We start from the raw sequence: 21,348 nt of genomic DNA on the forward strand, positions 1-21,348 counted from the left end.
CCCCCGGCGGGAGGGGCTGGGGTGGGGGCACCCCCAGCGGGAGGGGCTGGGGTGGGGGCACCCCCGGCCGGAGGGGCTGGGGTGGGGGCACCCCCAGCGGGAGGGGCTGGGGTGGGGGTACCCCCGGCCGGAGGCTGGGGGAGGGTGATCGGTACGCCGCTGCTGCCCGCCGGGGCCTTCGGGGAGTACGCGCTGATGGCCGCCGACGCGGTCTTCCCGGCGCCCGACGCGCTGGACGACGCCGAGGCGGCGGCACTCCACATCGGCTACCAGACCGCCTGGTTCGGCCTGCACCGCCGGGCCGGACTGCGCGCGGGCGAGACCCTGCTGGTGCACGCGGCGGCGGGCGGGGTCGGCAGCGCTGCCGTCCAGCTCGGCAAGGCGGCCGGGGCCACCGTGATCGGCGTCGTCGGCGGTCCGGAGAAGGCCGACCGGGCCAGGGAGCTGGGAGCCGACCTGGTGATCGACCGGCGGGCCGAGGACTTCGTCGCGGCGGTCAAGGAGGCCACCGGCGGACGCGGCGCCGATGTGGTCTTCGACCCGGTCGGCGGCGACGCCTACACCGGCTCGACCAAGTGCGTCGCCTTCGAGGGCCGCATCCTGGTGGTCGGTTTCGCGAGCGGCGGCATCCCGTCCCCGGGCCTCAACCACGCGCTGGTGAAGAACTACTCGATCCTCGGCCTGCACTGGGGTCTCTACAACACCAGGGACCCGCAGGCGGTCCGGGCGGTGCACGCCGAACTCACCGAGCTGGCCGCCAAGGGCGTGGTACGGCCGCTGATCGGCGAACGGCTGCCGTTCGAGCGCGCCGCCGAGGGAGTCCAGCGGGTCGCGGACGGCGACTCCGTCGGCCGGATCGCCATCCTCGCCTGAGCCCGGGGCCGTCAGCGGCCACCGTCGGAAGTACCCGGGGCCGTCAGCGCCCGGAGAGCGCCCCCGCCGCCCTGCGCGGCGGGGGCGCTGCGGTCGGCCGCCCTATCAGCCCACCGGGCCCGGCAGATCCACCAGGCCGGCCAGCGCGTTGCGGTGGAAGCCCGGTGTGCCGAGGGCGATCTGGTCCGCCTTGGCCCGCTTCAGATAGAGGTGCGCCGGGTGCTCCCAGGTCATCCCGATGCCGCCGTGCAGCTGGACGCACTCCTCCGCCGCCCGGACGGCCAGCGCCCCGCAGTGCGCCTGCGCGACGGACACCGCCACCGCCGTGTCCGGGCTGTCGACGGCCAGCGCGTCGGCGGCACCGCGCGCCGCTGCCCGCGCACCCACCGTCTCCAGCCACAGATCGGCCAGCCGGTGCTTCAACGCCTGGAACGAACCCAGTGCCCGCCCGAACTGCCGACGCTCCTTCAGGTACGCCACCGTGGTCCCCAGGCACCACTCGGCGATGCCCAGCTGCTCCGACGCCAGCAGCCCGGCCCCGGTCAGCAGCGCCCGGTCCAGCACCGCGGCCGCCCGCTCCGGGCCCGCCAACTGCCGTGCGGGTACGCCCTGCAGCGTCACATCGGCCAGCTGCCGGGTGAGATCCAGTGAGGTCCGGCGGACCACCCCGACCCCGAGCGCGCTCGCCTCGACCGCGTACAGCCCGGGGCCGTCCCCGCCGACCGCGGGCACCAGCAGCAGCGAGGCCGGCAGCGCGTCGGCCACCGAGGTCACCCGGCCGCTCAACGTCCCGTCCCCGCCGACCCGTACCGCGTCGGGGAACGCACCGCCGGGCGGCGTCGAGAACGGCACCGCCAGCGCCGCGACCCGGCCGCCCTCGGTCAGCCCGGCCAGCAACTCGCCCGCCTCGCAGGCCAGCAGCGCCGTCGTCGCCAGCACCGCGCTCCCCAGGAACGGAACCGGTGCCGCGCTGCGCCCCAGCTCCTCCAGCACCACGGCGGTCTCCCGCAGCGACGCGCCCGCCCCGCCGAGCTTCTCGGGCACCTGAAGGCCGGCGGTGCCCAGCTCCACCGCCAGGGTGCGCCAGAGCGCGAGGTCGTACGGTTCGGGGCCTTCGCAGCGGGCCAGGACGGCGCTCGGCGGACAGCGGTCGGCCAGCAAGTCCCGCACGCTGGCGCGGAGTTCCTCCTCGATGTCCGAGTAGAGCAGATCCGGGGCCGACGAGGCGGTGCCGCTCATCGCGCGAGCTCCTTCCAGGGCAGGTCCTTGTCGGTACGCGGTTCGGCGGGCAGGCCGAGCACCCGCTCGGCGATGATGTTGCGCAGGATCTCGCTCGTGCCGCCCTCGATCGAGTTCCCCTTCGCCCGGAGGTAGCGGTATCCGGCCTCGCGCCCGGTGAAGTCGACGACCTCGGGCCGGGTCATGGTCCAGTCGTCGTACGCCAGGCCCTCCTCGCCGAGGAGCTCGACCTCCAGGCCGCTGAGCTCCTGGGCCAGCCGGGCGAAGGCCAGCTTCATCGCCGCACCCTCGGGACCCGGCTGGCCGCTCGCCAGCTGCTGGCGCAGCCGCTCGCCGGCCAGCCGGATCACCTCGGCGTCCAACCAGCCCTTCAGCAGCCGCTGGTGGAGCTCGTGGCTGCGCAACTCCGGTCGGCTGCGCCAGGTTTCGGCCACCACGCCGATCATGCCGCCCTCGCGCGGGGTGGCCTGGCCGCCGATCGCGACCCGCTCGTTGTTGAGCGTGGTCTGCGCGACCTGCCAGCCCTCGCCGACACCGCCGAGCCGGTGGGCGTCGGGGATCCGGACGCCGGTCAGGAAGACCTCGTTGAACTCGGCCTCCCCGGTGATCTGGCGCAGCGGCCGGACCTCGACCCCGGGGTCGGTCATGTCGCAGACGAAGTACGTGATGCCGCGGTGCTTGGGTACGCCGGGATCGGTGCGGGCGAGCAGGATCGCCCAGCGGGCGGTGTGCGCGCTGGACGTCCAGACCTTCTGTCCGTCCACCACCCAGCCGTCACCGTCGCGCACCGCCCGGGTGCCGAGCGCGGCCAGGTCGGAACCGGCGCCGGGCTCGCTGAACAGCTGGCACCACACCTCCTCGCCGGTCCACAGCGGCCGCAGGAAGCGGGACTTCTGCTCCTCGGTGCCGTAGCGCAGGATGGTCGGCGCGGCCATGCCGAGCCCGATCCCGATCCGGCGCGGGTCGTTGTCGGGTGCCCCGGCGGCCGCCAGTTCGGCTTCCACCAGTGCCTGTTGGGAGCGCGGTGCGCCGAGCCCGCCCAGTCCGACCGGGAAGTGCACCCAGGCGAGGCCGGCGTCGAAGCGGGCCGCCAGGAAGTCCGCCCGCGGGGTGGTCGCGGGGTCGTGCGCCTTCAGCAGCGCGTCGACCCGCGCTCTGATGTCCGATGCCACGTCAGTTCAGCTCGCTCTCTGCGATGGTACGCGCGGTTCCGGGTGGCCCGATGGCCGTGGCGGCCCCGATCCGGCCGGAGTCAGTCCGGCTGGGGCCGGTCCGGCCGGGGTCAGTCCTGCCGGTAGCGGGCCAGCTCGCGGCGGGCCAGCGAGCGCTTGTGCACCTCGTCGGGGCCGTCCGCCAGCCGCAGCGTCCTGATGCCGGCCCAGAGTTGGGCCAGCGGGGTGTCCTGGCCGACTCCGGCCGCGCCGTGGGCCTGGACCGCCTTGTCCAGGATCCACTCGACCGTGGCCGGTACGGTGATCTTGATGGCCTGGATCTCGGTGTGCGCACCCCGGTTGCCGACGGTGTCCATCAGCCAGGCCGTCTTCAGCACCAGCAGCCGCGCCTGCTCGATCCGCACCCGGGACTCGGCGATCCAGTCCTGCACCACGCCCTGGGCGGCCAGCGGCTTTCCGAACGCGACCCGCAGGCTCGCCCGGCGGCACATCGACTCCAGCGCCCGCTCGGCGATTCCGATCGCCCGCATGCAGTGGTGGATCCGCCCGGGACCGAGCCTGGCCTGGGCGATGGCGAAGCCGGAGCCGGGTTCGCCGATCAGGTTGGCGGCGGGTACCCGGACGTTCTCGAACAGGATCTCGGCGTGCCCGCCGTGGTCGGAGTCCTGGTACCCGAAGACCGTCATCCCGCGCTTCACCGTCACACCCGGGGTGTCCCGGGGCACCAGGATCATGCTCTGCTGCCGCCGGGTGTCGGCGGTGGGGTCGGTCTTGCCCATCACGATGAAGATCCGGCACTCGGGGTTCATCGCCCCGGTGATGTACCACTTGTGGCCGTTGACGACGTACTCGTCGCCGTCGCGCTCGATCCGGGTGGTGATGTTGGTGGCGTCGGAGGATGCCACCTCGGGCTCGGTCATCGCGAAGGCGGACCGGATCTCGCCCGCGAGCAGCGGCTCCAGCCACTGCTTGCGCTGGGCCTCGTCGCCGAACTGGGCCAGCAGTTCCATGTTCCCGGTGTCCGGCGCGGCGCAGTTCAGCGCGGGCGGCGCGAGCAGGACGCTGCGTCCGGTGAGCTCCGCCAGCGGGGCGTACTGGAGATTGGTCAGGCCCGCGCCCGACTCCCCGGGCAGGAAGAGGTTCCACAGCCCGCGCGACCTGGCCGCCGCCTGGAGCTCGCCGACCACCGGCGGGGTGGTCCACGGTTCGCGGGCCGGATCGGCGAGTTGGGCGGCCAGCACGGACTCGGCGGGGTACACCGCCTCGTCCATGAAGGCGGTGAGCCGGCCGAGCATCTCCTCGGTCCTGGTGTCGTACGAGAAGTCCATGGTCACCGCTCCTTCAGCGAGGTGAGGCCGAACTGCACGAAGATGGGCACCAGTTCGCCCACCCGGTCGAATCCGGTGCCGACCGTGCCGCCCTGGGTGAAGCGGAAGTGGATGCCCTCCAGCACCACGGCCAGCTTGAACGAGGCGAAGCCGACGTACCAGCCGAGCGCGGAGACGTCCCGCCCGGAGCCGGCGGCGTAGCGGCCGACCAGTCCGGCGGTGTCCGGGAAGCCCTCGGCGAGGGCCGCGCCGGGCAGGATTCCGTCGTACCGGCGGGCGAGTTCGGTGTACATCACCAGCAGCCCGAGGTCGGTGAGCGGGTCGCCGAGGGTGGACATCTCCCAGTCCAGTACGGCGGTGATCCGGTCGTCGGGGCCCACCAGGACGTTGTCCAGCCGGTAGTCGCCGTGCACCAGGGCCGGTGCGGGGGAGGCCGGCAGGCTGCGGGACAGCTGCTCGTGCAGCTCGTCGATGCCCGCCACCTCGCGGCTCCGGGAGGCGTCCAACTGCTTGCCCCAGCGCCTGAGCTGACGCTCCAGGAAACCGTCGGGACGGCCGAAGTCCGCCAGTTCGACGGCCGCCGGGTCGACGGCGTGCAGCTCGACCAGGGTGTCCACCAGGTGCAGGCCGAGGGCGTGCACCCGCTCCGGCCCGAGTGCGGTGAGCGCCGCCGCGTCCCGGTGCGGGGTGCCCGGTACGTACTCCATGAGGTAGAACGGCGCGCCGATCACCGCTTCGTCCCGGACCAGCAGCAGCGGTTGCGGGACCGGCACCCTGGTCCGGTGGAGCGCGGCCAGCACCCGGTGCTCGCGCGCCATGTCGTGCGCGGTGGCCAGTACGTGGCCGAGCGGCGGGCGGCGCAGCACCCAGCGGGTGGCCCCGTCCTCCAGCAGGTAGGTGAGGTTGGACCTGCCGCCCTCGAAGAGCCGTGCGCGCAGCGGGCCGCGTACGGTGCCCGGCAGCTCGGCGTCGAGCCGTTCGCGCAGTCGCACGAGGTCGAGACCGGGTGGTGCCTCGGGGGTGTCGCTCATCTGGATACCTCGTCTGGGTGGCCGTGGTGGAGGGCTGACGACTGGTGGTGGCTGCCGATGATGTCTGACTAAGCGCTTGCTTAGCATCGCCGCGCCCCCGCCGTGCTGTCAACGGATCGGTCGGCCTGCGGCGGGTTCACCCCGTCGGGGGAGTGACACATGGTATTCGAGTGATAGCGTTCCGTAGCGGTTCGCAGTCGTCTCAGTTGCACGCGGGGGTAGTCATGCAAGCGGGTCCGATCGACGTCGTCCCGGGGGACGACCGCTACGACGCCCTGCGCCGTGGCTTCAACCAGCGCTGGATCGCCGATCCCGACCACGTCGTGGTGGCCACCACGACGGACGACGTGGTGGACGCACTCCGTCGGTACCTCGCCCCTCCGGAGCGCCCGCAGCGCCGGATCACCGTCCGCTCCGGCGGCCACTGCTACGAGAACTTCGTCTCCTCGGAGGACGTCGGCGTCATCATCGACGTGAGCCAGCTGAGCGGCGTCCATTACGACCCGGAGATGGCGGCGTACTGCATCGGGGCGGGCGCCACCAACTGGCACAGCACCACCCACCTCTACCGGCCGACCGGCCTCGCCCTGCCCGGCGGCTCCTGCTACTCGGTCGGCCTCGGCGGCCACATCTCGGGCGGTGGCTACGGCCTGCTCTCCCGGCTGTACGGCCTCACCGTGGACTACCTCTACGCGGTGGAGGTGGTCACCGTCGAGGACGGCAGGAACCCGCAGGTCACGATCGCCCGGCGGGACTCGCCCGACGACTCGCTGGTGGACCTCTGGTGGGCCCACACCGGTGGCGGCGGCGGCAACTTCGGCGTGATCACCCGGTACTGGTTCCGGGATCTGCCCTCGCCGCCGTCCCAGGTGCTGGTCCGATCGGTCGCCTGGGACTGGAAGGGCTTCCTGGAGCGGCCCGACCGCTTCAGGCAACTGGTCCGCCGCTTCGGCGAGTTCTTCCAGTACGAGCAGGCCGGCGAAGGGCCCGAGTTCATCCGGCGGCACGACTGGCGGGACATGTTCGCCCTGCTGAAGCTCACCCACATGAGCAACGGCAAGGTCGGCCTGGTCATCCAGCTCGACGCCACCAGGGACGACTCGGTGGCGCGCCTGAAGCTCTTCCTCGACTGGCTGACCGAGGGGTTCAGATCGGGCGGCGAGGGCGACATCGAGGAGACCCCGCTCGACCGGCCGATGGGCGAACACCCCGCGCAGGGCGCGCTGTTCGTCCCGACCCGGCTGCCCTGGCTCACCGCCACCCAGAGCTTCAACGACTCGGGCCCCAACCGGTGCGGCAAGTACAAGTCGGCGTACATGACCGCCGGGTTCACCGAGCACCAGATCGAGGCGATCCTGCGCAACCTCACCGACCCGGACTACCGCAACCCCGACGCCCTGCTCCAGGTCGACTCCTACGGCGGTGCGGTCAACGACATCCCCTCCGACGCGACGGCCGTGCCGCAGCGCTCGTCGATCCTGAAGCTCCAGTACCAGGCGTACTGGACGTGGGGCGAGGACGCCAACGGCGACGGCGTCTACGACTACCAGGACGCCGAGATCGACCCGGGGATCGCCGACTACCACCTCAACTGGATCCGGCGGTTCTACCGGGACGTCTACCAGCCCACCGGCGGCGTCCCGGCCGTCGCGAGCCCGACCCTCCCGCTGCCCCCGCCGAACACCGACGGCTGCTACATCAACTACCCCGACGTCGACCTCTCGGACCCGGAGCTCAACACCTCGGGCCAGCCCTGGCACCAGCTCTACTACGGGAAGAGCTACGAGCGCCTGCAGCAGGTGAAGGCGCAGTGGGATCCGTACGACGTCTTCCACCACGCCCAGTCCGTCCGCCTCCCGGGCGACGACTCGTAGCAGTCCTCCCCGGGTGCCGGCTCCAGGGCTTCCGGCAGTCGGCACGGAGCCGCCCCGGGCGGTCGGGCACCCGGGGCGGTCCGGCGGCAGTCGGCCGGCTGCTACCGCAGTGGCTAGCCGCCGTTGACCTTCTTGGCGATCCGGTCGCCCAGATCCTTGTCGACATTGCGCCAGTACTCGAGCGCCCGCGCCAGCACGGGTGCCGAGACCCCGTTCAGCAGGTGGCCGCTGATGTTGGTGACCAGCCGCTCGCGCGCGGCGTCGTCCAGCACGTCCCGCACCATCGTGCCCGCCTGCCCCCAGTCGTCGTCCTCCCGGTGCAGCGGGTACGCCTCGCGGACCATCCTCCCCGCCACGTCCCAGCCGAGCGGCTCGCCCCACAGCTCGGGCTGGGCGGCCGGGCCGCCGTACGAGTTGGGTGCGTACGGCCGCTCGGTGCGGGCGGCGTCGAAGCGCATCGGGCCGTCCTTGGCGTAGGAGTGGACCGGTACGTGCGACCGGTTCGGCGGCAGCTGCGCGTAGTTGGGGCCGATCCGGTAGCGGTGGGTGTCGGGGTAGGAGAAGATCCGGCCGAGCAGCATCTTGTCGGGGGAGACGCCGATGCCGGGCACCAGGTTCGAGGGCTCGAAGGCGGCCTGCTCGATGTGGACGTGGTAGTTCTCGGGGTTCCGGTTGAGGGTCATCCGGCCGACCTCGATCAGCGGGTAGTCGCCGTGCGGCCACACCTTGGTCAGGTCGAAGGGGTTGAACCGGTAGCTCCAGGCGTCGTCGAACGGCATCACCTGGACGTACAGCGTCCAGGACGGGTGGTCGCCGCGCTCGATCGACCCGTACAGGTCGCGCAGATGCGCGTCCGGGTCCTCCCCGGCGACCCGGTCGGCCTCGGCCTGCGGGTAGAAGTCGATGCCCTGGTCGGTCTTGAAGTGGTACTTCACCCAGAACCGCTGACCGCCCGCGTTGACCCAGCTGTAGGTGTGCGAGCCGTAGCCGTTCATGTTGCGCCAGGTCTTCGGGATGCCCCGGTCGCCCATCAGCCAGGTGACCATATGGGCCGACTCGGGGCTGAGGGTCCAGAAGTCCCACTGCATGTCGTTGTCGCGCAGATGGTTGTCGGGGCGGCGCTTCTGCGAGCGGATGAAGTCCTGGAACTTGCTCGGGTCACGGACGAAGAAGATCGGGGTGTTGTTGCCGACCAGGTCGTAGTTGCCCTGCTCGGTGTAGAACTTGAGCGCGAACCCGCGCGGGTCGCGCCAGGTGTCGGGCGTGCCGAGTTCGCCGGCGACGGTCGAGAAGCGGGCCAGCATCTCGGTCCGCTTGCCCGGCTGGAACAGGTCCGCCTTGGTGAACTGGCTGACGTCCTGGGTTACTTCGAAGAACCCGTACGCACCCCCGCCCTTTGCGTGCACCACCCGCTCGGGCACCCGTTCCCGGTTGAACTGGGCCATCTTCTCGATCAGGTAGTGGTCGTGCAGCAGGATCGGACCGACCGGTCCTGCGGTCAGCGAGTCCGAGTCGCTCTCGACGGGGACACCGGCGTTGTTGGTGGTGTAGGGGATGCTTGCTTCGGACATGGTGGAGGGGCCTCCTCGCGGTGCAGGCCTGCCAGCTGCAGGCGTGCCGGGTGCAGGCGTGTCGGCGGGGTCGGTGGCGGCTCCCGCTTTGGCCGCTTCCACTTGAGCACCGACCGGCCACTCCCACAACCGCAGCGGTCCCGACCGGGCCGGGAGTCCGGGCCGCCGGCACGCAGGAGCCCGGCCGACGCCCTCCCGCAGGAGGGTACCGGCCGGGCTCGGTCCCGGGTCGCGGACAGCCGGGGCAGCTGTCCGGATCAGTGGTCGGGGGTCAGTGGCCGCCCTCGTCCACGACCTCGACGTCCTCGATGTTCTGCTCGATCGCATCGGCGGGCAGCGCGACGCGGATCGCCCAGTGGTAGATCGCCAGGGAGAACAGCGTGACCACGGCCATGTCCCACCACATCGGCAGGTTGCCGGTGCCGTCGCCGAAACCGCCCTGCCACGAGATCACGCCGAGGCCCAGCAGGTAGACCGGCAGCCACTGCGCCGGACGCCAGTCCAGTCGCGGGGCGTTCGGCAGACCCTTCTTGGTCGCGTACGCGGCGTAGGAGCCGAGCAGCACGTAGCCGATCACGATGGCGGCACCCAGGCGGAGCAGGGTGTGCCAGCCGGTCCAGTAGATGATCAGGCTGGCGACCGCGAAGGACAGCGGAGCGATGAACTCACCGAAGGGCAGTCGGTAGGAGCGCTCGCGGTTGGGGAGCCGGCGGCGCAGCGCGCCGAAGGCCAGCGGGGCGCCCGCGTACATCAGCACGCTGGCGGAGGTGATGAAGCCGACCAGCTCCTGCCAGCTCGGGAAGGGCAGGAAGCAGATCACGCCGGTGACGAAGGAGATGATCAGACCGAACCACGGCACACCGCGCTGGTCGACCCGCTCGAAGAGCTGCGGCGCGTAGCCGTTCTTGCTGAGGCCGTAGGAGATGCGCGAGGTGGAGGTGGTGTAGATCAGGCCGGTGCCGCCGGGGGACACGATGGCGTCGAAGTACAGCACCACGGCGAGCCAGCCGAGGCCGACCACGGTGGCCAGACCGGCGAACGGGCCGCTGATACCGGGGAAGTCCAGGTTCGCCCAGCCCTTGGCGAAGGCGGAGACCGGCAGCGCGCCGATGAAGACCACCTGCAGCAGGGTGTAGATCAGGGTGCCGATCGCCACCGAGCCGAGCACCGCACGCGGGATGTCCCGCTTGGGGTTCTTGCTCTCACCGGCCAGCTGGATCGCCTGCTCGAAGCCGAGCAGGGCGAAGATGATGCCGCTGGTGCTGATCGCGGTCAGCACGCCCTTGGCGCCGAACGGCATGAAGCCGTGCGAGGTGAAGTTGCTGCCGTGGAAGTGGGTGGCAGCGAGCACGAAGATCGTGAACAGCGGGACGAAGATCTTCAGCCAGGTGGCGACGCTGTTGGTGTGCGACAGCACGCGGACGCCGAGGAAGTTCACCGCGACGAAGACGCCCATCAGGAGCACCGCGACCACGAATCCGCTCACGGTGAGGGTTCCGTTGTCGTTCAGGAAGCCCTTGGCGAATTCCCAGTGACCGGCGTAGCCGATCATCGCCTCGACCTCGATCGGGGCGACGGTGGCCGCCTGCAGCCAGGAGAACCAGCCGAAGGACATACCGGCCAGACCGCCGAAGGCGTAGTGCGGGTAGCGGGCGGTACCGCCGGCGACGGGGAAGAGCCCGCCCAGCTCGGCGTGGACGAAGGCGAGGAGCACGATGGCCACCGCGCCGATGCCCCAGGAGATGATCGCGGCGGGACCGGCCGCGACGACGGCGTTCTTGGCGCCGTAGAGCCATCCGGATCCGATGATCGAACCGACGGAGGCCCAGAGCAGCCCGATCAGACCGACCTCGCGGCGCAGGGAACGGCCGCCGGATCCGGAAGATCCGGTCGGTGGGGAGTCTGAAGGGGCGAGCTGGTCAACATGTGCCATGGGGGAGATGACCTCTCGGGTGATGGCAGGGGGTTGAGAGTTGCCCAAGGCTAGGCGGCTGGGATTCCCGGCGAACACCCCATGACTCCGAATAGTTATCTTCAGTGGCGGCCATTCCGTCCGGAATTCTGTGCCACGTGACGTCAATTCGGTTGTGGTGGTGGGATGTTGAGTCTCCGCAGGTCGAGGTGGGTGGCTGAGATTTGAGGATTACTTGAGACTTCACCGAGACCGGTATTGAATCGCGCTCTTCTGCATAGTGATGTAGCGGTTCTCCGCTGGGTGCCGAGGTGCGACTGCAAAGTTATGCAGTGATGCGAGAAATGGTGCATACCTAGCCGCTTCGGCGCGCCGCCGGAAGTGTCCCCGGAACGTTACGCAACGGGCGGCGGTTCGGGCTCCGTTCGGCCCTCGGATCCGCTAGCGGGCTCGCGTTGGGGCTCGTTCTCGGGTTCGTTCTCGGGCTGCGTGGCGGCCTCGGCTGCGCTCTCGGGCTCGATGCCGGGCTCGGCAGCAGGCGCGGTCGCGGTCACGGGCTTCGGTTCCGCCGACCAAGTGGTCCGGTCGCCGCCGCGCCAGCCGATCAGGTCCGGATCCTCCAGATCGGGGTCGTCCACGCCGGCCTGCCGGATGAACTCGGCCACGTCGGGCTCGCCGTACGCCTTGCCGACCAGGCGTCCGTAGATCTCTACCCGGCGGTACGGTCGCGCGCCACGGGTCGGTGGGCGCACGATCACGGGCGGGGTGAAGATGTCCCCCTTCGCCGGCCGGTGCGACTCGTCCATGTTTTCAGTGTCGCTCTTCGCGGCCCCGAACCTCGGCAGCCCGGCTGCCGAGTCAGGACGGGCGCCAGCCCGCCCAGGCGGTGGCCGCCAGCGCCGCCAGCAGGGCCATGTCGAAGCCGACCCAGGCCGGCCGCCACTGCCGCGACTCGTCGTGCACCGGCAGCGTCGCCGCCAGAAAGGCGATCCACGGGACCAGCGCCACGCAGCAGACGAGCATGAGCGTCAGCCCGCGCCGGCGCTGCCGTGCGGTCGTCCGGGCGAAGTCCTGGCCGAGCACCGACTGCCAGTCCTCGGCCACCCCGTCCCCAAGGCACGGGGCGCGGCCGGGGTCCGGGGTATGCCCTGGGCCGGGTCGGTGTCCGCAGTGCGGACACGGTGGCTGCTGCTCGTCCATGCGCTGCTCCCCGGGCGGCGGTCATTGCTCGATCACTCTGCGATCCAGCGGATTCTCCCAGCTCAGCGGTGGTGGGCCGAGGGCGGGGACGGGTCCTACGGTTCACGGACCACCTCACCGGGCGGCTTGTCCTCGCGCAGACCGAGGTAGCGCGGATGGCGCAGCCGGCCGTCACGGGTCCACCCGGTGAAGGCGACCTGGGCGACCAGCGCGGGCTGCACCCAGTGGGCGGTGCGCTCGGGCACCGGCCCGGCGAACGGCGAGTCGGGCCGGGCCAGGGTGTCGAGGACGGCGCGCAGCCGGTGCAGGGTGGCGGTGTCGAAGCCGGTGCCGACCTTGCCCGCGTAGTGCAGCAGCCCGTCGGCGTAGTGCCCCAGCAGCAGGGCGCCGAAGCCGGCCCGGCTGCCCTCCGGGCCGGTGAAACCGCCGATCACCAGTTCCTGCGCGGCCGAGCACTTGAGTTTGAGCCAGTCGGGCGAGCGCCGCTGCACGTACGGGCTGTCCGCGCGTTTGGCGATCAGGCCCTCCCAGCCCCGGGCGCAGACCTCCGCGAGCGGCGCCGGGCCGTCGCCGTTGCGGTGGACGGTGAAGCGCAGCGGTCCGCCGTAGCGGATCGCCTGCCGGAGCAGCTTCTTGCGGGAGCGCAGCGGCAGCCGGGTGGTGTCGTACCCCTCCAGGTGCAGCAGGTCGAAGAGGTAGTAGGTGACCTCCACGCCGGTCGCCCTGGCCCGGCGGGCGTCGCGCAGCTGCATCCGGCGCTGGAGGAGTTCGAAACTGGTCACGCCGTGGTCGAGGGCGACGATCTCGCCGTCCACCACGAAGCGCTGGACGGGCTGCGCGGCCAGCGCGGCGACCAGTTCGGGGTAGCCGTCCTCCAGCGCCTTGCCGTTGCGGCTGACCAGCCGGATCCGTTCACCGTCGCGGTAGGCGAGGGCGCGGACGCCGTCCAGTTTCCGCTCCAGGATCCAGTCACCGCCGAACTCCCGACGGGTGCCGGCGGTGGCGAGCATCGGGCTGAGCGAGTCGGGGAGCGGCCCCGGGCTGGCGGACGGGCGCGCGGATGTGCTCACCCCTCCAGAGTGCGCCCGGCCGCTGCCCTCCCGCCGCCCGGCCGTGCTCCGAAGGACTGGCCGATCGGCCTGTCGCGACGGACCATGGACAGCGGCGAATTACGGGCCCGGCGGCGCAGCCGAAGCCCCGCAGCCGAAAGCCCGCAGCCGAAGCCCGCAGCCGCGGAGCGCGGACGGCAGACCGAGGAGGCCCACCATGGCCAGACCGATCTGGACCGGCACCCTGAGTTTCGGGCTGGTCGCCGTCCCGGTGGGGCTGTACGCGGCCACCGAGGACCACTCGCCGCACTTCCGCCAGCTGGAGCGCGGCACCTCCGACCGGGTGCGCAACCTGCGGGTGAACGAGCGCACCGGCAAGGAGGTCGCGTACGGCGACATCGTCAAGGGCTACGAGGTCGCCGAGGGCGAGTACGTCGTCTTCGAGCCCTCCGAGCTGGAGGACCTGTCGCCGGGACGCTCCCGGTCGATCGAGATCAGCGGCTTCGTCCGGCTCCAGGAGGTGGACCCGATCTTCTTCGACCGGACGTACTACCTCGGCCCGCGCGGCAAGGAGTACGCCAATGTGTACGGGCTGCTGCTGCGGGCCATGACCGAGACCGGGCGGGCGGGGCTGGCGACCTTCTCGATGCGCGGGAAGCAGTACCTGGCGGCGGTCCGGCCGGAGGCGGACCTGCTGGTGCTGCAGACCATGCACTACGCGGAGGAGGTCCGCGATCCGCACCGGGAGGTGGACAACCTGCCCGGCGAGGTGGCACCCGGGGAGAGGGAACTGGCCACCGCCTGCCAGTTGATCGAGGCGCTCAGCGTCGACTGGGAGCCGGACGCCTACCACGACACCTACGGCGAGCAGGTCCGCGACCTGGTCGAGGCCAAGCTCACCGGCCGGGAGACCGTGGCGGCCGCCCCGGCTCCGGAGTCCACCAACGTGGTGGACCTGATGGACGTCCTCCAGCGCAGTCTGCGGCAGGCCGGTTCGGGGGAGGACAAGGGCGAGCAGCGGCCCGAGGCGAAGCCGAAGGCGGCCACCGCGGAGCGCGCGTCCGCCGTCAGGAACGCACCCGCCGCCGAGACCGCACCCGCCGCGAAGAAGGCGGGCGCGGCGAAGAAGGCACCGGCCGGCCAGGACCTGTCGGCGCTCGGCAAGACCGAGCTGTACCGGATGGCGACCGACCAGGGCATCCAGGGCCGCTCCACCATGACCCGGGACCAGCTCCAGCACGCCCTGGAGGAGGCCGCCCGCCCGCGCCGCCGCCTGCGCGCGGTCTCCTGAACCCCGTCAGGTGAACGGCTCCGCTGAACGGCTCCGCGCGCCGACCGGGCGGCGCCCTGGACAAGTGCCCCGTACGGTCGGCTACGTGGGCCCCAGCCAGACCGTGGTGACGTTGCAGAACTCGCGGATCCCGTGCCCGGCCAGCTCACGGCCGTACCCCGAGCGCTTGACGCCACCGAAGGGCAGTGCGGGGTGCGAGGCGGTCATGCCGTTGAAGAAGACGCTGCCCGCCTCGATGTCGCGGACGAACCGCTCCTGCTCGGCCGGGTCGGTGGTCCACACGTTGGAACTCAGCCCGAACGGGCTGTCGTTGGCGAGTGCCACCGCCTCGTCCAGGCTCTCCACCCGGTACACCGTGGCGACCGGTCCGAACGCCTCCTCCCGGTGGATCCGCATGGCGGGGGTGATCCCGGTGAGCACGGTCGGCGGGTAGTACCAGCCCTGCTCCAGCGGCCCGTTCGGGCGGTTGCCGCCGCACTCGGCGACGGCGTCGTGCGCGAGCGCGTCGGCGACCAGGGCGGAGAGGTCCGCCAGCCCCTGCCGGGTGGCGAGCGGGCCGATGTCGGTGTCCGGCGCCATCGGGTCGCCGATCCGCAGTGCGCCCATCGCCTTGGCGAACTCGCTGGTGAACCCGGGGTAGACGTCCGCGTGCACGATGAACCGCTTCGCCGCGATGCAGGACTGCCCGTTGTTCTGGGTGCGGGCCTTCACCGCCGTCCGGACGGCGGCGTCCAGGTCCGCGCTGGGCAGCACCACGAACGGGTCGCTGCCGCCCAGTTCCAGCACGGTCTTCTTCAGCTCGTCGCCCGCCACGGCCGCCACCGAGCGGCCGGCCGGTTCGCTGCCGGTGAGGGTCACGGCCGCCACCCGGCGGTCCCGGATCACCGCCTCGACCGCGCCGGAGCCGATCAGCAGGGTCTGGAAGCAGCCCTCGGGTGCCCCGGCCCGGCGGAACACCTCCTCCAGGGCGAGCGCCGTCCGCGGCACGTTCGAGGCGTGCTTCAGCAGGCCCACGTTGCCCGCCATCAGCGCGGGCGCCGCGAACCGCACCACCTGCCAGAGCGGGAAGTTCCACGGCATGACGGCCAGCACTACGCCGAGCGGCCGGTAGCGGACGTACGCCGCCGTGGCGCCGGAGTCCGCGACGTCGTCCTCGCCGGGCAGCTCGTCCGCGATCAGCGCCGCGCCGTGGTCGGCGTACCAGCGCAGGGCCCGGGCGCACTTGGCGGTCTCGGCCGAGGCCTGGGCCAGCGGCTTGCCCATCTCCGTGGTCACCGTGCGGGCCAGCTGCTCCCGGTCGGCGTCCAGTACGTCGGCGGCCCGGCGCAGCAGCTGGGACCGGTACTCGAAGGTGGTGGTGCGGTAGTCGCGGAAGGCGGCCTCGGCCCTGGCCAGGCGCAGTTCCAGCTCGCCTCGGCCGAACGGTTCGAAGGTCTCCAGGTTCTCGCCGGTCGCGGGGTTCACGGTTGCGATGGGCATCTCGGCCTCACTCCGGGTGTGCCTCGGCACGGGCGGCGGCCTCGCGGGCGCGGGCGCCGGTCCTGGTCCGGCCGGCGGTCACCTGGCGGAGCGGAAAGCGCCGCAGATACTCGTCCTCCAGCTGGCCCGTGCGCAGGGTGTGACGGTTCAGCGCCTCCTCGGAGCCGTACAGGAAGGTCTCGTGGCGGGTGCGGTGCAGATGGGAGAGCTCGCGCAGCAGGACATCCGTCTCCAGGGCGAGCGGAGGGATGCCGCCGGACCGGTGCTGCGTACTGGCGGGGTCGTGCATGGCCGTTCCTCCTTGCCCCCCGGATGGATCCCCCGGATGGAGTCCCCGGACAGAGCCCCCGAATGGACGCCTCCCGATGTACCGGTGCCCCCGCGCGAGCTGCGGAAACCGGGTTTCCCCGGCTACCGCACCGGGCAGTTTCCGCCACATGGACCCCGTTCGGGCGCTTGAGCGGATCGCCTTTCTGCTGGAGCGCGAGCAGTCCTCGCCCTACCGCGTGCAGGCCTTCCGGCACGCTGCCGAGGCCGTCCGGGCCGTCCTCGCGGCCGACCCCGATGTCTCCACTCTGGCTGCTCGGGCCGCCGGGCTCAAGGGCATCGGGCCGACCACGGCCGGCGTGATCGCCGAGGCCGCCACCGGCCGCACCCCCGGCTACCTCGCCGATATGGAGCAGCGCGCCGCCGAGCCGCCCGCCACCGGGGGCGAGCGGCTGCGCGCGGCCCTGCGCGGTGACTGCCACCTGCACTCCGACTGGTCGGACGGCGGCAGCCCGATCGAGACGATGGCCCGGACCGCCCGCGATCTCGGCCACTCCTGGGCGGTGCTCACCGACCACTCGCCGCGCCTGACCGTCGCCCGCGGCCTCAGCCCCGAACGGCTGCGCCGGCAGCTCGACGCGGTGGCCGGGGTCAACGCGCGGCTGGCGCCGTTCCGGCTGCTCACCGGCATCGAGTGCGACATCCTGGACGACGGGAGCCTCGACCAGGAGGACGAACTGCTCGACGAACTCGACGTGGTGGTCGCCTCCGTCCACTCCAAGCTGCGGATGGAGCCGATGCTGATGACCCGCCGACTGCTCGCCGCCGTCCGCAACCCGCACACCGACATCCTCGGCCACTGCACCGGCCGGCTGATCGGTGACGGCCGGGACGGAAAGACCCGGCCCGAGTCCCGGTTCGACGCGGAGAGGGTGTTCGCCGCCTGCGCCGAGTCCGGCACCGCCGTCGAGATCAACTGCCGCCCCGAGCGCCGCGATCCGCCCATGCGACTGCTCGAACTCGCCGCCGGGGCGGGCTGCCTGTTCGCCGTCGACACCGACGCCCACGCACCCGGCCAGCTCGACTGGCAGCCGTACGGCTGCGCCACGGCCGAGGCCGCCGGGCTCGGCCCCGAACGGATCGTCACCACCTGGACCGCCCGCCAACTGCTCACCTGGGCGGACACCGGCCGCACCCCCAGGCCCCGGCGGTGACCGGTGGCCGCCGCCCCGGACCCCACCGCCACCGTCACCGAGATCGAGGGACGGCGACTGCGGCTGACCCACCTGGACCGCGTCTACTACCCCGGGACCGGCTGGACCAAGGCCGCCGCCCTGGAGTACTACCTCCGGATCGCGCCGCTGCTGCTGCCCCACCTCGCCGGCCGGCCCGCCTCCTTCCTGCGCTTCCCCGAAGGCGTCACCGGCGAGCGGTTCTGGGCCAAACGGGTGCCGCCCGGCGCCCCCGACTGGCTCACCACCCTCGACGTCGAACACCGTGAGGAGACCCTGCGGCACGTCGTCGTCGCCGATCTGCCCACGCTGCTCTGGGCGGCCAACCTCGGTGCGCTGGAGATCCACGTCCCGCAGTGGCAGCACACCCGGGCCGAGCACGACCGGCTGATCGTCGACCTCGACCCCGGTCCCGGCACCACGATCGTCGACTGCTGCGCCGTCGCCCTGCTCGCCCGCCGCGAACTCGCCGCCGACGGCCTGCGCGCCTGGCCCAAGACCTCCGGGGGCAAGGGACTCCACCTGCTGGTGCCGCTGCGCCCGGTGCCCGAACGGGCCGCCGCCGACTACGCCCGCAGGCTCGCCGCCCGGCTCCGCGCCCACCGGCCCGACCTGGTGGTGGACCGGATGGACAGATCGCTGCGCACCGGCCGGGTCTTCGTCGACTGGTCGCAGAACAGCAGCGCCAAGACCACCGCGGCCCCGTACTCGCTGCGCGCCGGGCCGCAGCCCGCCGTCTCCGCCCCGCTCACCTGGACCGCCGTCCGCAACTGCCGCCGCCCCGAGGACCTATGGCTCACCCCCGAGCAGGTCCTCGCCCGCCCCCGCGACCCGATGGCCGGCCTCCCGGCCCCGGCCGAGGCCGGAGAGCTTCCCCGGAGAGACTTCGCCGGCGGGCGGGGAACCGCCTGAGCGGCCGTGCACGGAGCGCCGGTGTCCGCCCGCCCCGGCGGCGTGATCCCGCTGATCTTACTGATCTTGCTGCGGGGAACGGCGGGAGTGGGCAGAATCGGGGCCATGTCGTCGTTCTTCGAGTTTCCGTTCACTGACGGTACGTCAGTCATGCTCCGTGCCTTTCCCGCCCCCCAGCAGCAGGCGGAGGCCGAGAAGGAGCCCGAGCCGGCTCCGATGATGCCGCTCGGAGGTCTGCCGCCCGGCCTGGCCGGTGGCCGACCGGTGGGCCGGCGGTCCGAGGACGACCAGCCGGCGGAGGACGGTGAGCAGCAGCGGGCCCGGCGGGTGACCAGGCTCGCGCAGGGCTCGCTGCGGGCGGCGCTGCGCCCGCTGGTGCCGCTGCTGCAGGAGGTGCACGACACCGTGGCCGAGGTGCCGGACCGGCCGGACACGGTGTCGGTCGAGTTCGGGGTGCGGTTCGGGAGCGACCTCAAGCTGGGCATCGTGGGCGGCAGCGGGGAGTCCAGCCTCCAGGTCTCGGCGACCTGGCAGCTCCCGCCGCGCCCGGCCGCCGACGGCGCCGCCGCCAACGGCGCTGCCGTGCCGCTCGGTTCGGCCGTCCCCTCGGCGCGGTAGCCGGGGGCATGGGCTGCTCCGACAGTGCGGCGTACCCGGGTGAGCAGGCCCTGCTCGACTCGTACGCCTCGGTGCTCGACGTGCGCACCGGCGAGGTGTGCGGCGGTGCGGTGCTCCTGGCGGGGCAGGCGGTGCTCACCTGTGCCCATGTGGTCAACATGGCGCTCCACCGCAACGGCTTCGACCCCGGCCACCCCGGGCCGGTGACCCTGCGCATCTCCTTCCCGGGCAAGATTGTCGACGGCCGGCTCGACTGCTGGATCCCGCCGCGCACGGCCGGGAACGGGCAGGTCGCCGAGGGCGCCGTCGGCTGGCTGGGCGACCTGGCGCTGCTGCGGCTCACCGCGGATCCGCCCGCCGGTGTCCGGCCCCAGCGCTGGGGCCGGATGGCCCGTGAGCAGAAGGTCCGCGCCTGGTACGGCAGCGGGCTCGCGATGTCGTACGTGGACACCCGGGTCCGGTTCACCGGTTCGGACGTCTGCTATCTCGATCTGGAGGCGACCGGCGGGCCGGTCATCGGCCCGGGCTACAGCGGTGGACCGCTCTGGTCGCAGGACGACGAGGCGGTGGTCGGGCTGGTGGTCGGGCAACTCCGGTCCGCCGAGGGCACGGTGGGGCGCGGTTTCCACGACCGGAGCTTCGCGATCTCCTGGCAGAGCATCACGGCCGAGCTGAACCGGTCCCTCGGCCCGGACGCGGCGGCGGCCCTGCTCCCGTCCGTCGGCCCCGGCGGCCTTGACGGCTCCGAGGCCGACGGCCCGTTGCAGCGCCGGCTCGCCATGCTGGTCCGGCAGTTCCTGCCGCATCCGGAGGCGGTGAGCGGGCCCGCCCGCTTCGTCGCCCGGGAGTGCGGTCGGCAGGTCGCCCCGGGCTGGCGGCCCGACGCGGACGGCTTCGCGCGCCTGCTCGTCGCCGAACCGCGCGCCGTGGCGGCCCTGGTGGAGTACCTGGCCGCCCAACGCCTCGGCGGAGCGGCCGAGTTCCTGACCGTCGGCCGCTCCGCCGGGGCGACCGCCCTGCTCTCGCCGGGCGAGCACGGCTGGCTGCTCGACGCCCTCGCGGACACCGACCCGGCCCTGCTGGTCCGGGCGGCCGGCGGCGCGGCCCCCGAGATCCGGATACCGCCCGTACTCCCGCGCCCTGCGCCCGAATCCGCGACCGGCCGGGTGACCGAGCTGGTCGAGCAGCTGGAAGGCCACGCCGGAGGCTACTCGGTGGCCGAGCCCGGCGTGCTCCGGGTGCCGCCGCTGCTGCGCGTGGCCGAGTACCGTGCGGCCTGGGCCGACCGGGCGGGGGAGCCGCAGCGCGCAGCGGAGCTGCGCTCCTGGTGCGGACGGGTGGCCACCCGGCTGGGCATCCGCACCGAGGTGCTGGGCGAGCACCGCGCCGCTGCCGCCGAGTGGGCCGGCCTCCAGCACGCCGCCGCCCCCACCGCTGCCACCGGCGCGGACGGCATCGCGGGCCCCCGGATAGCCGTGAGCCTCACCCGCTACGAGTACGCCGGCCAGGGCGGGGACGGCAGCTTCCGCTGCGCCGCCTGGGCCGACAGCGGCGACTCGGTCCTGCGCCCGGTCCCCGCCCCCGACCCCGGCCCGCTGGGCCCGCCGGAGGTGGCCAGGTTCATCCGGTCCGTCCTGGCCACCTGGGACGAGGACCTGCCGGCCGCCGAAGGGGCCCCCGACGAACCATTGGTCGAGATCTTCCTCGACGAGCCGGAGCTCGGCCTGCCCGTCGAGCACTGGGACAGCGCCGACCCGCAGGACCGGTACGCCGACGTCGAACCCCTCGGCATCGAGTACCGGATGGTGGTCCGGCTGGCCGGGGAGCTCCCCCCGGTCCAGGCCAAGGAACGTGCCAAGCGCCTGCGCCGCCGCTGGCAGCACCTGGCCACGGCGGACGTCCTGCACCTGGACGAGCGCCACCAGGAGCGGCGCCATGTCACCGGCGAGGTCCAGCGCGAGCAGCAGGCGGCCCGGGTCGTCCTGCGCACCCCGGACCGGGCCCGCCGCGCCGGGTTCGCCGCCGACTGCCTGCGGCTCGGCGTGCCCGTGGTGCTCTGGGACCGGCAGGTCCAGGGCCCGGTCCGCACCGAGGAGTTCGACCCGCTGGCACCCGAGGGCCCGGCCCTCGGCCTGCCCGAACGCGTCCGCCGCTACCGGGCCGAGGTCTTCGGCGACCGCTCCCGCCCGCTGCGGCCCGTCCTCGCCTGGGAGGATCCGGGCCGGCCGCCGCCGCCCGTCCTCGAACTCACCGACCCGGACGACCTGTACGACAGCTACCTCACGGAGGACGGCGAATGA

The 21,348-nt window shown here is 72.7% G+C and carries 18 protein-coding genes; 7 read left to right on the forward strand and 11 right to left on the reverse strand.

Annotated elements, in window-relative coordinates; translation table 11 throughout:
• Positions 1-144 precede the first annotated feature (144 nt).
• The gene (locus tag UK12_RS22825; protein WP_231591344.1) at positions 145-873 is read left to right on the forward strand and encodes a zinc-binding dehydrogenase; all 729 of its coding nucleotides are present in this window, start codon (positions 145-147) and stop codon (positions 871-873) included.
• Between the two features lie 105 nt (positions 874-978).
• Here UK12_RS22825 and UK12_RS22830 read toward each other — a convergent pair whose 3' ends face one another.
• From UK12_RS22830 to UK12_RS22845, 4 genes are all read right to left on the reverse strand, one after another.
• Entirely contained in the window at positions 979-2,112 is a 1,134-nt protein-coding gene (locus UK12_RS22830) for an acyl-CoA dehydrogenase family protein (RefSeq protein ID WP_045304967.1), read from the reverse strand.
• Positions 2,109-3,284: an acyl-CoA dehydrogenase family protein gene (locus tag UK12_RS22835; RefSeq protein ID WP_045304968.1), complete on the reverse strand. Its 1,176-nt coding sequence runs from the start codon at positions 3,282-3,284 to the stop codon at positions 2,109-2,111. Before UK12_RS22835 ends, UK12_RS22830 begins: the two co-directional genes overlap by 4 nt.
• A 110-nt stretch (positions 3,285-3,394) precedes the next feature.
• Positions 3,395-4,612, reverse strand: a complete 1,218-nt coding sequence (locus tag UK12_RS22840; protein WP_045304969.1) for an acyl-CoA dehydrogenase family protein — start codon at positions 4,610-4,612, stop codon at positions 3,395-3,397.
• Between the two features lie 2 nt (positions 4,613-4,614).
• Entirely contained in the window at positions 4,615-5,643 is a 1,029-nt protein-coding gene (locus tag UK12_RS22845) for a phosphotransferase family protein (RefSeq protein ID WP_045304970.1), read from the reverse strand.
• A 224-nt stretch (positions 5,644-5,867) separates the two neighbouring features.
• On the opposite strand from UK12_RS22845, the gene UK12_RS22850 reads away from it, so the two are divergent.
• Positions 5,868-7,517: an FAD-dependent oxidoreductase gene (locus tag UK12_RS22850; RefSeq protein WP_045304971.1), complete on the forward strand. Its 1,650-nt coding sequence runs from the start codon at positions 5,868-5,870 to the stop codon at positions 7,515-7,517.
• 113 nt (positions 7,518-7,630) lie between these two features.
• Here the strand turns inward: UK12_RS22850 and UK12_RS22855 are convergent, their stop codons facing one another.
• From UK12_RS22855 to ligD (UK12_RS22875), 5 genes are all read right to left on the reverse strand, one after another.
• Positions 7,631-9,088, reverse strand: coding sequence for a catalase (locus tag UK12_RS22855; protein WP_045304972.1), 1,458 nt, complete (start codon positions 9,086-9,088; stop codon positions 7,631-7,633).
• 271 nt (positions 9,089-9,359) lie between these two features.
• A complete protein-coding gene (locus UK12_RS22860) occupies positions 9,360-11,021 on the reverse strand; it encodes an APC family permease (protein WP_045304973.1) in 1,662 nt (553 codons plus the stop codon).
• Positions 11,022-11,395: 374 nt separating this feature from the next.
• A complete protein-coding gene (locus UK12_RS41555; protein ID WP_063838304.1) occupies positions 11,396-11,806 on the reverse strand; it encodes a hypothetical protein in 411 nt (136 codons plus the stop codon).
• Positions 11,807-11,858: 52 nt separating this feature from the next.
• Complete coding sequence (locus tag UK12_RS22870) at positions 11,859-12,104, reverse strand: hypothetical protein (protein WP_052682085.1); 246 nt, start codon at positions 12,102-12,104, stop codon at positions 11,859-11,861.
• 191 nt (positions 12,105-12,295) lie between these two features.
• Entirely contained in the window at positions 12,296-13,270 is a 975-nt protein-coding gene (gene ligD, locus UK12_RS22875) for a non-homologous end-joining DNA ligase (protein ID WP_045304974.1), read from the reverse strand.
• Between the two features lie 196 nt (positions 13,271-13,466).
• On the opposite strand from ligD (UK12_RS22875), the gene ku reads away from it, so the two are divergent.
• Positions 13,467-14,540, forward strand: coding sequence for a non-homologous end joining protein Ku (gene ku / locus UK12_RS22880; RefSeq protein ID WP_045304975.1), 1,074 nt, complete (start codon positions 13,467-13,469; stop codon positions 14,538-14,540).
• 81 nt (positions 14,541-14,621) lie between these two features.
• Here ku and UK12_RS22885 read toward each other — a convergent pair whose 3' ends face one another.
• Positions 14,622-16,019 carry an NADP-dependent succinic semialdehyde dehydrogenase gene (locus UK12_RS22885; RefSeq protein WP_045304976.1) on the reverse strand — a complete coding sequence of 466 codons (1,398 nt, stop codon included), beginning with the start codon at positions 16,017-16,019 and terminating at the stop codon, positions 14,622-14,624.
• Between the two features lie 7 nt (positions 16,020-16,026).
• Entirely contained in the window at positions 16,027-16,308 is a 282-nt protein-coding gene (locus UK12_RS22890) for a DUF6158 family protein (protein ID WP_045304977.1), read from the reverse strand.
• 148 nt (positions 16,309-16,456) lie between these two features.
• Between UK12_RS22890 and UK12_RS22895 the strand changes: the two genes are divergently transcribed.
• The 4 genes from UK12_RS22895 to UK12_RS22910 all read left to right on the forward strand — a co-directional run bounded on the left by UK12_RS22895 (position 16,457) and on the right by UK12_RS22910 (position 21,348).
• Positions 16,457-17,500: a PHP domain-containing protein gene (locus tag UK12_RS22895; protein ID WP_045304978.1), complete on the forward strand. Its 1,044-nt coding sequence runs from the start codon at positions 16,457-16,459 to the stop codon at positions 17,498-17,500.
• Between the two features lie 3 nt (positions 17,501-17,503).
• Complete coding sequence (gene ligD, locus UK12_RS22900) at positions 17,504-18,430, forward strand: non-homologous end-joining DNA ligase (protein ID WP_045304979.1); 927 nt, start codon at positions 17,504-17,506, stop codon at positions 18,428-18,430.
• 150 nt (positions 18,431-18,580) lie between these two features.
• Positions 18,581-19,048, forward strand: a complete 468-nt coding sequence (locus UK12_RS22905; RefSeq protein WP_045304993.1) for a CU044_2847 family protein — start codon at positions 18,581-18,583, stop codon at positions 19,046-19,048.
• Between the two features lie 8 nt (positions 19,049-19,056).
• Positions 19,057-21,348, forward strand: coding sequence for a VMAP-C domain-containing protein (locus UK12_RS22910; protein ID WP_045304980.1), 2,292 nt, complete (start codon positions 19,057-19,059; stop codon positions 21,346-21,348).

The organism is Saccharothrix sp. ST-888 (genome assembly GCF_000955975.1).
Taxonomy (GTDB): Bacteria; Actinomycetota; Actinomycetes; order Streptomycetales; family Streptomycetaceae; genus Kitasatospora.